Source organism: Kribbella sp. (genome assembly GCF_035687465.1).
Classification (GTDB): domain Bacteria; phylum Actinomycetota; class Actinomycetes; order Propionibacteriales; family Kribbellaceae; genus Kribbella.
This window is the reverse complement of record NZ_DASRXP010000070.1, coordinates 1-8,420: the sequence shown is the minus strand read 5'-3', so window position 1 is coordinate 8,420 and position 8,420 is coordinate 1. Positions and strand designations below refer to the sequence as shown.

10 protein-coding genes are annotated in these 8,420 nt (G+C 68.3%); 5 read left to right on the top strand and 5 right to left on the bottom strand.

Features of this window, described 5'->3' with window-relative positions:
• The 3 genes from VFG33_RS03520 to VFG33_RS03510 all read right to left on the bottom strand — a co-directional run.
• A partial coding sequence (locus VFG33_RS03520) for a tripartite tricarboxylate transporter permease (RefSeq protein ID WP_325022304.1) occupies positions 1-528 on the bottom strand: 528 nt, incomplete at its 3' end.
• Positions 528-1,046 (bottom strand): tripartite tricarboxylate transporter TctB family protein, encoded by a 519-nt coding sequence (locus VFG33_RS03515; RefSeq protein ID WP_325022302.1) that lies wholly within the window; start codon positions 1,044-1,046, stop codon positions 528-530. The genes VFG33_RS03520 and VFG33_RS03515, both read right to left, overlap by 1 nt.
• Complete coding sequence (locus VFG33_RS03510; RefSeq protein ID WP_325022300.1) at positions 1,043-2,041, bottom strand: Bug family tripartite tricarboxylate transporter substrate binding protein; 999 nt, start codon at positions 2,039-2,041, stop codon at positions 1,043-1,045. Before VFG33_RS03510 ends, VFG33_RS03515 begins: the two co-directional genes overlap by 4 nt.
• Positions 2,042-2,222: 181 nt before the next feature.
• Here VFG33_RS03510 and VFG33_RS03505 point away from each other — a divergent pair, with 181 nt between their 5' ends.
• Genes VFG33_RS03505 through VFG33_RS03495 form a run of 3 tightly spaced genes read left to right on the top strand, consistent with a single transcriptional unit; the run spans position 2,223 to position 5,109 of the window.
• On the top strand, positions 2,223-3,881 hold the full coding sequence (locus VFG33_RS03505) for a sensor histidine kinase (RefSeq protein ID WP_325022298.1): 1,659 nt from the start codon (positions 2,223-2,225) through the stop codon (positions 3,879-3,881).
• Positions 3,878-4,549: a response regulator gene (locus VFG33_RS03500; RefSeq protein WP_325022296.1), complete on the top strand. Its 672-nt coding sequence runs from the start codon at positions 3,878-3,880 to the stop codon at positions 4,547-4,549. The genes VFG33_RS03505 and VFG33_RS03500 overlap by 4 nt, the downstream gene beginning before the upstream one ends.
• Before the next feature lie 32 nt (positions 4,550-4,581).
• A complete protein-coding gene (locus VFG33_RS03495) occupies positions 4,582-5,109 on the top strand; it encodes a gamma carbonic anhydrase family protein (protein WP_325022295.1) in 528 nt (175 codons plus the stop codon).
• A 54-nt stretch (positions 5,110-5,163) separates the two neighbouring features.
• Here the strand turns inward: VFG33_RS03495 and VFG33_RS03490 are convergent, their stop codons facing one another.
• Together VFG33_RS03490 and VFG33_RS03485 are read right to left on the bottom strand one after the other, a co-directional pair.
• Positions 5,164-6,018 carry a hypothetical protein gene (locus VFG33_RS03490; RefSeq protein WP_325022293.1) on the bottom strand — a complete coding sequence of 285 codons (855 nt, stop codon included), beginning with the start codon at positions 6,016-6,018 and terminating at the stop codon, positions 5,164-5,166.
• Entirely contained in the window at positions 6,015-6,512 is a 498-nt protein-coding gene (locus VFG33_RS03485) for a SigE family RNA polymerase sigma factor (protein ID WP_325022290.1), read from the bottom strand. Before VFG33_RS03485 ends, VFG33_RS03490 begins: the two co-directional genes overlap by 4 nt.
• Positions 6,513-6,718: 206 nt before the next feature.
• Here VFG33_RS03485 and VFG33_RS03480 point away from each other — a divergent pair, with 206 nt between their 5' ends.
• Together VFG33_RS03480 and VFG33_RS03475 are read left to right on the top strand one after the other, a co-directional pair.
• Positions 6,719-7,252, top strand: a complete 534-nt coding sequence (locus tag VFG33_RS03480; protein WP_325022288.1) for a type 1 glutamine amidotransferase domain-containing protein — start codon at positions 6,719-6,721, stop codon at positions 7,250-7,252.
• 53 nt (positions 7,253-7,305) lie between these two features.
• A partial coding sequence (locus tag VFG33_RS03475; RefSeq protein ID WP_325022286.1) for an MFS transporter occupies positions 7,306-8,420 on the top strand: 1,115 nt, incomplete at its 3' end.

Genomic DNA, 8,420 nt, shown 5'->3' with positions numbered 1-8,420 from the left:
CCCGAGCAGGAGCGCCGCGAAGCCACGGATCCGGGACGAGCCGAGCACCGCGGTGGCACCGGCGAACGCGAGCAGCATGATCGCCAGGTAGTCCGGTGCGCCCAGGCTGATCGCGAACTTCACCACCTGCGGAGCCACCAGCACCAGCAGCGCAGTACCGATGGTGCCGGCCACGAACGAGCCGATCGCCGCCGTCGCCAGGGCCTGCGCGGCGCGTCCCGCCCGGGCCATCTTGTTGCCTTCGATGGCCGTCACCACCGACGACGACTCGCCAGGGGTATTCAGCAGGATCGAGGTGGTCGAGCCGCCATACATGCCGCCGTAGAAGATGCCGGCGAACATGATGAACGCCTGCACCGGCTCCAGCCCGTAGGTGATCGGCAGCAGCAGTGCGACCGTCATCGCCGGTCCGATGCCCGGCAGTACGCCGACCGCGGTACCGACGGTCACACCGATCAACGCGAGCAGCAGGTTCATCGGGGTCAGCACATCGCCGAACCCGTGCAGCAGGTTGGTCAGGTTGTCCATCACAGAATCCCTTGCAGCACACCGGCCGGCAGGTTCACGCCGAGCCCGATCGCGAACGCGTAGAACGTTGCCAGCGACAACCCGGCCGCGATGAAGAGGTTGCGGATGTGGTGCTTGCTGCCCAGCGCGTACGCCGAACCCCAGAACAGCAACGCCCCGCTGATCACCCAGCCGAGCGGTTCGATCAGCGCCAGGTTGACCACGAACGCACCGATCAGGAGCAGCACGGTCCGCCAGTCCACCGGACTCGTCGGGTCGACATCCTCGCCGGCCTCGGCCTCACCGGTGCCACCCCGGGCCACGTCCACGGCGTACAGGGCGGCGACGATCAGCAGCAGCACGCCGAGCAGTACGGGCACTGGCTTCGGGCCGATCGGATCGTTGCTGGTGGCAATGTGCTTCAACCGGGCGGCGTCGGCGATCACCAGGGCGCCGACGAGAGCCAGGAAGCCGCACACCGCGTACTGGGCACGATCACCGGGGGCAGGGCCGGCCTCGACCGCTGCGGACTCGCTCATGCGACGAGTCCCAGCTGGGTCAGGACGTCCGCCACCGCCTTGTCCTGTTCGGTCAGGAAGGTGCCGAACGCGTCGCCGGTGACGAAAGCGTCGGTCCAGCCGCGCTTGGCCAGCTCGGCCTTCCATTCGGCGGAATCGTGCATCTTGGTCAGCGCGTTGATCCAGACCTCCTTGTCGGCGGCGGTGATCTCCGGCGGCGCGACGATGCCACGCCAGTTGGTGAAGACCAGGTCGATGCCGGACGACTTCAGTGTCGGGATGTCCTTCAGCGCCTCGACCGGCTGCTCGCTCGTCACCGCGAGGACCCGGACCTGACCGCTCTCCACCTGGTCCTGGAACTCACCGAAACCACTGGCGCCGAAGGCGATCTTGCTTCCCAGCAGTGCGGGCAGCAGTTCGCCGCCGCCGTCGTACGAGACGTAGTTGACCTGCTTCGGGTCGATGCCGACGGTCTTCGCGAGCTGCATCGGCAGCAGGTGGTCCGGTCCGCCCGGCGACGAGCCGCCGCCGACCGCGAGCCCCTTCGGGTTCGCCTTCCAGGCGGTGACCAGGTCGCCGATCGTCTGGTACGGCGAGTTCTTCGGCACCACGATCGCGCCGGCCTCCTCGATCAGCTTCGCCAGCGGCGTGGTCTGGGTGAGGGTCGCCTTCGACTTCGAGGTGTAGGTCGCGCCGACGACGCCGAGGCCCATCTGCAGCGCGAGCTTGCCGTTGCCCTTCTCGTTCACGGTCCGCTGCAGTCCGACCGTGCCACCCGCGCCGGGAAGGTTGAAGACCTGCACGCCGGTGGCGATCTTGGCGTCGTCCATCACCTTCGCCGCGGTGCGCGCCGTGGTGTCGTAACCGCCGCCGGCGGCGTTCGGCACCATCAGCCGCAGCCCGGTGGCCGGCTTGCCGCTGTCCGTCGTAGCGTTGTCCTTGTCCGCGGTCGCGCCGCAGGCGCTCACCGCGAGGAGTGCTACAGCTGCGAGCAGTGCTGGGATCCGTGATCTCATCGGTCGTCCTTCGCCTCGAGGGAGTTCAGCCGCGTCGGGGGAGTGCAGCGCGATGATCGTGTCGTCCTGGCAGGCATCCCGTCTGCGTTGTGTCACCAGCGGAGGTTGAGTTCATTGTGGTCATGAAGCGGCGGTCGTCAGGGCGTTGTCATCGCGGCTGTTGTCCTTGAGGCTGCGGGTCATGGTCACGCGGAAGGGCAGGCGGCTCACTCTCGCAGGCCAGCTGCTGGTGCTGCAGCTGGCCATCGTGGTGGTCGTGCTCGTCGCCGTCGCGGCGGTGTCGCTCGCGCAGTCGGCGGCCACGTTCGACCGGGTCGAGGGTCGCCGGGTGACGGCCCTGGCCGAGCAGCTCTCCGGGAGCCAGACCCTCCGGCAGGGCATCCGGAATCCCGCCCCCGCCGAGGTTCTCGCGCCGTTGCTGCAGACCTCGCTGACCCAGTCGGGCGTCACCTCGATCACGGTCGCCGATCTCGACGGCCGGGTGATCGCCGCGACGAACCCGACGTTGATCGGCAGCCGGCTGACCCTGGGCGATCCCGGTGTCGCCCACGGGCGTGGCTGGTCCGGTGAGCTGACTGTCGATGCTGGCTCCGAGCTGGTTTCCCAGGTCCCGGTCCTGAGTCAGGGCACGGATCCACAGGGCCGGCCGGACGGCTCGCTCGGCGAGCAGATCGGCACGGTGATGGTCGGTGAGGCCTCTCCGTCGATCTGGCAGCGGCTGCGTGGCGCCTCGTCGTACCTGCTGATCTATCTGGGCATCGCGAGTGTCCTCGGCCTGCTCGGCTCCTGGCTGCTGGGACGCCGGATCAAGCGTCAGACCCTCGGCCTCGAGCCGCGCGAGATCGCCGGCCTGGCCGAGCACCGGGAGGCGATGCTGTACGGGCTGGCCGAGGGCGTCGTCGCGCTGGATCCGCACCTGCGCGTGACGCTGGTGAACGATGTCGGCCGGCGACTCCTCGACCTGCCGGAGCAGGCGGTCGGGATGAGCTTGGCCGAGCTGGGGATCGAAGGCCGGCTGCGCGAGGTGCTGGCCGGCGAGCACACCGGTGACGAGGCCCGCGACGCCGTCGTCGTACGCCGTGGCCGGGTGCTGGTGATGAACCGGATGAGTGTCACCAAGGACGGTCACTCGCTCGGCTCGGTCACCACGCTGCGGGACCGGACCGAGCTGGCCCAGCTGGAACGCGAGCTCGGCTCGTTCCGCAGCTCGACCGAACTGCTGCGCGCCCAGACCCACGAGTTCGCCAACCAACTGCACACCATCTCCGGCCTGATCCAGATCGGGGAGTACGACGAGGTCGTCCGCTACGTCGGCGCGCTGAACCGTTATCGTGAGTCGCTCGACCTGACCGTGACCCGGCGGGTCCACGACAACGCGGTCGCCGCCCTGTTGATGGCGAAGTCCTCGGTCGCGGCCGAACGCCGTGTCGAGCTCCGCGTTTCGGAACGCACCACCCTGCTCCGGTTGGAGCCGGAGATGTCGGCCGACGTGGCCACTGTGGTCGGGAACCTGGTCGACAACGCGGTCGATGCCGCCGCACTGTCCGGTACTCCGCTGTCGCCGGCCTGGGTCGAGGTGGAGCTGCGGCAGGACGCGTCCAGCGTGGAGATCGTGGTCCGCGACTCCGGTCCCGGGGTCGCGCCCGGGCTGGCCCAGGAAGTCTTCGCGCACGGCTTCACCACGAAGGCGGCGGCCGGTGGTGAGCGCGGGATCGGCCTGGCGATGACCCGGCTGGTGTGCCGTCGCCGCGGCGGCGAGGTCGCGGTCACGAACACCGAAGACGGCGCCGTCTTCGTCGCGCGGATGTCCGTCAAGCGCCTGCCGGAGGGAGCCCGATGATCACCGTCCTGGTCGTCGACGACGATTTCATGGTCGCCCGGATCCACCGCAGCTTCGTGGACCGGGTGGACGGCTATCAGGTCGTTGGTACTGCGAACAGCGGCGAACAGGCGCTCACCGCGATCGACGAACTGCAGCCCGACCTGGTGCTGCTCGACCTGTACCTGCCCGACATCTTCGGCCTGGATCTGATCGCCCAGCTGCGAGCTCGGAAACCGGACTGCGACATCTTGGTGATCACCGCGGCCCGCGAGGCCGAGGCGGTCCGCGGCGCGGTCCGGCAGGGCGTGGTGAACTACCTGCTGAAACCGTTCGGCTTCGAAGATCTGCGGTCCAGGCTGCAGGAGTACGCGCGTCGCCGCACGAGCGTCCTGGACACAGTGACCAGTCAGGCCGACGTGGACCGCGTACTCGCCCCGAACCGGCCGGGCCGGGTGACGACGCGGCTGCCGAAGGGCCTGAGTCAGGAAACCGCGGACCTGGTGGCCGCGGCGGTCCGGGCGGCCGTGACGAACCTGTCCGCCGCCGAATGCGCTGAGAAAGTCGGAATCTCCCGGGTCAGCGCCCGCCGCTATCTCGAGTACTTCTGCAGCTCCGGCCAGGTCGACGTCGCCCTGCGCTACGGAACCACCGGCCGCCCGGAACGCCGGTATCGCTGGCGAGCCTGAGCCCGTAGTACGGGGGTATTAGTCTGCTCGGCATGCCGCTGTATTCCTTTGAGGGCGTCAGCCCGACCGTGCACCCGGAAGCCTGGATCGCGCCGACCGCCACCCTCGTCGGTGACGTGGTCGTCGAGAAGGGTGCCTCGATCTGGTACGGCGTGGTCGCGCGCGCCGATCTCGGCCGGATCATCATCCGGGAGGGCGCGAACATCCAGGACAACTCGGTGTTGCACGTCGGTGGAGGCGGGCTCTGCGAGGTCGGTAAGGACGCCACCGTCGGGCATCAGTGCCTGGTCCACGACTGTGTGATCGGGGAGCAGGCGCTGATCGGCAACGGGGCGATCGTGCTCGACGGCGCGGTGGTCGGCAAGCGCACGCTGATCGCCGCGGGCGCCACTGTGACGCCGGGCTCGGAGATCCCGCCGGAGTCGGTCGCGCTCGGCAGTCCGGCGAAGAAGATCATCCCGCTGGAAGGCACCGCCAGGCTCTTCGTCGACCACAACGCCGCGGTCTACCACGACCTCGCCCGCCGCCACGCCGCCTCCGTCGAACTAGTCGAAGAGTAGTGCGCCGTGTCGGACTAGCTCGACCCCACCATCGAGCTAGCCCTCAACGTCGGGCTAGTCCAGGAGCCTTGGTGCCAGCTTGCCCTTGGCGTCGAGTGGTTCCACCTTCGCGATCTTGGCGTCCCTGACCGGGACCACCACCGCGAAGAACCGCTGGCTGCGGGAGGTCGGCGTACCGACTGCCTCTGTCTGGTACGACCCGCCGCTGGCTAGCGTCACCTTCACCGTGCGGGCGTCGAAGTGGGCGACGCCGTACACGAGGGTGTAGCCGAGCTTCCGCAGATCCGGCTTCGTTCCACGAGTCGCCGTCAAGGTGCGCCACTCGGCGCGAGCGCCGGGCTGGTGGACGTCGAAGCAGTTCGCGGCATCGAAGACACCCTGCGGGACAACCTCGAGACAGCCGCCGTTCTCATTGGAATCAGTGGCCTGGTACGACACCATGCCCCAAGGGCGACCGTCGAGCTTGGTCTCCGGCTGGACGTAGTAGCCGTGCGGACGGAACGCGTTCGCGTCGGGCAACTTGGTGAACAGCTGGTCCGACCACGGCGCCGCCAGCGGGAAGGTCGGCAGGTTCCCAGGGGTCTCGAGCGACTTGGGGGAGTTGCGCGGTGTCGGGACCATCATGTCGCCGCCGGTCGGGCTGGTCGGGACGGCGGTGGGCGACATCACGGTCTGAGGCAGCTGACCCACCGGCGGTTCGCTTTGTGGAGTGCCCGCCAATGCCTGGCTGGCCAGCACAATCCCGGCTGTCAGTACTGCGATCCCTCCGGTCGACGCCGCTGCCCGGCGACGACGGATTCGGCGTACCCGTTGGTTGACGGCCGGAGCCGGATCGGAGAGCCCCGCGTCCGGGTCGCTCAGGCCGAGCAGTCCGTCGCGGAGCCGGTCGAGATCGAGTTGATCGTTCATCGGTGCACCTCCTGGGTCTGGGTGGCGAGAGTGGTCCGCAGTACTGCGAGTCCGCGGCTGGCGTGCGATTTCACCGTTCCGACGGAACAACCGAGCAACTCGGCGACCTCCTGTTCGGGGAGATCCTCGGCGTACCGGAGGAAGATCACCGCGCGCTGCTTCGGGCTCACGGTCCGCAGTGCCTGCCGGAGCGACTCCCGGTCGTCCACCTGGCTGGTCTGTGCGGTGGCCGGCAGTTCGGGTAGTTCGGCCGTGGCGTGCTCACCCCACCAGCGCCGGCGGCGCCTGGACAGGAACGTGGTGAGCACGATCCGGCGCAGGTAAGCCTCCGGGTTCTCGTCGAAGACCTTGGTCCAGTGGAACCACAGCTTCGCGAGCGCCTCCTGGGCCAGATCCTCGGCATGACCGTGGTCGAGCGTCAGCGCTGTCGCCAGCCGGACGGTCGCGGGCCAGCGGGCCCGGACGAACTCGTCGAACCCTTCCTGGTTCTGCATCCGTTCACCCCTCTCACCCCATCAACGCCCTGACCATCCCTCCAGGTTGAGGCCGACCAGGGTCAGCCCGCTGGATCGGGCTCCAGCGCGGCGGCGGCGGACCGGAGTACGAGCTGGGCCGCATCCGGGGAGGGTTTCGGGGTACCGGCAGTGGCGGACGTGCCGCCCGGCCGTCCGCCGCAGAAACGGGAGAGGAAGCACTCGTCATGACCGACAGCAAGAAGGTCGCGTTCCTGGTCGCCGCCGAGGGCATCGAGCGGGTCGAGCTGACCGAACCGTGGGAGGCCGTGAAGGACGCCGGCCACCAGCCGGTCCTGCTCAGTCCGAAGAGCGGTGAGGTGCAGACCTTCGACCATTTGACCGCCGCCGAGAAGCGACCGGTCGACCAGGCGGTCGGGGATGCGTCCGTCGGCGACTTCGCCGCGCTGGTACTGCCGGGTGGGGTCGCGAATCCGGACGCACTGCGGACAGACGAGAAGGCAGTCGCGTTCGTGAAGGAGTTCGTGAACTCCGGCAAGCCGGTGGCGGCGATCTGTCACGCGCCATGGACGCTGATCGAGGCGGATGTGGTGCGGGGTCGCACGCTGACGTCGTGGCCGAGCGTGCAGACCGACCTCCGGAACGCCGGCGCGACGTGGGTCGACGAGGAGGTCGTCACGGACGGCAATCTGATCACCAGCCGCAAGCCCGACGACCTCCCTTCCTTCAACAAGACATTGCTGGAGGTACTCGCCGATTGAGGTGGCGCGGCGTTACTGTTCGGTAGGGATGCCGGGCAGGGGAGGGTTCGCCGATGGCGGAGGTACGACACGTCACGGGGCTGCGGAGTCGGTGGCTGGTGATCGCCGCGTTCGCGTTGGTCGGTGCGGCGACGCAGTTGGTCTGGCTGAACTTCGCCGGCGTGACCACAGTCGCTGCTTCGCGGTACGGCGTCTCGGAGAACGCGATCGGCTGGCTCGCCCAGGTCTTTCCCTTGCTGTACGTCGTCCTCGCGATCCCGGCCGGACTCATTCTGGACCGCTGGTTCCGCAGCGGGTTGATCGTCGGCGCTGTCCTGACCGCGCTCGGTGCTGTGCTCCGTTTGATCGGCGACGACTACAGCTGGCTATTGATCGGGCAGATCGTTGCCTCGGTCGCCCAACCGCTGGTACTGAACGCCGTCACCGGCATCACCGGCCGGTACCTCGAGGAGAGGGACCGGCCGACCGGTATCGCCGCCGGGACAGCCAGCATCTTCGCAGGCATGGTGATCGCCTTCCTGCTGGCCGCCGTACTGCCTGACAGCTCGGATCTCCCGACGATGCTGGTGATCACCGCTGTCTTCTCGGTCGTTGCCGCTGCCGCGATGATTGTTGCCCTGCGCAAACCTGGTGAGCACAAGGTGGAACGACGGCGCCCCGACCGGAATGCGCTGCGGCTCGCGTGGGGCGATCCGTTGATCAGGCGTCTCTGTTTGCTGGCGATCTTCCCGTTCGGCGTTTTTGTTGCCATGACCACCTTTGCGCAGGCGCTGCTCGAACCAGCCGGCGTCTCCGGTGAGACTGCGAGCACGATCCTGCTGGTGAACGTCGTCGCGGGCGTGATCGGCAGTGCAGTGGTGCCGGTGATCGTGGTGCGCCGGAGGGCGGAGTCGTCCTTGCTGGTGTTGAGCTTGACGGTAACCGCATTCGCCTGTGTGCTGCTCGCGGTGGTGCCTGGTGTGGTGGTGGGGTTCGTCGCGATCACGGTGATCGGGTTCCTCTTGCTCCCCGCGTTGCCGATTGTGCTGGAGCTGGTTGAGCGTCGTACCGGCGAGGCTGAGGGAACCGGGGCAGGGTTGATCTGGATGGCGGGGAACCTGGGCGGCCTGCTCGTCGCGGTGGCCGTCGGCCTGTTGGTGGATCACCCTTTGATCGCGTTCCTGGTGAT